This is a genomic window from Luteitalea sp. (genome assembly GCA_009377605.1).
GTDB lineage: Bacteria > Acidobacteriota > Vicinamibacteria > Vicinamibacterales > Vicinamibacteraceae > WHTT01.
The window spans coordinates 1-593 of record WHTT01000312.1 but is presented as its reverse complement, the minus strand read 5'-3'; the positions used below and the strand labels follow the sequence as shown (position 1 = coordinate 593).

The window sequence follows — 593 nt, the reverse complement described above, 5'->3', positions numbered from 1 at the left end:
TAGAAGCATGATGTTTTCGTGCTCGACTTCATGAACGACGCCCATACTATCCAGGAAGCATTTGCCGACTATTACCGGACGACGATCTTGGCGGAGGAGACCGATCCAGACAAGCTCCACGACCTTAAGGCCGCGCTAGACGGCTACCAGGTTTACACGGCGGCACAGATTGACGACTTGGTGACGCTCTATCTCAACGGTGCGGATCGCGACCGGCTCGACCCGATCCTTGACGCCTGTGTCGCGGTCTATCGCGAGCGCCTCGGTGAAGGCGAACAGGTGGATTTCAAGGGCAAGGCCAAGGCGTTCACGCGCACCTACAGCTTTCTCTCGCAAGTGCTGCCGTACACGAACGCAGACTGGGAAAAGCTTTCGATTTTCCTGACTTTCCTCGTCCCCAAGCTGCCGGCGCCGATCGAAGAGGATCTCTCCAAGAGTATCCTCGAAGCGATCGACATGGACAGCTACCGCATGGAGAAGCAGGCCGCAGTGAAGATCCAGCTTCCCGACACCGACGCAGAGATCGAGCCGGTGCCGACATCCGGCGGTGGACGCAAGCCGGAGCCGGAGCTTGACCACCTCTCTAATATCCT

1 pseudogene is annotated in these 593 nt (G+C 58.2%); it reads left to right on the top strand.

Annotated features, from left to right (window positions below):
* Nucleotides 1–593: pseudogene (locus GEV06_29080) on the top strand (type I restriction endonuclease subunit R).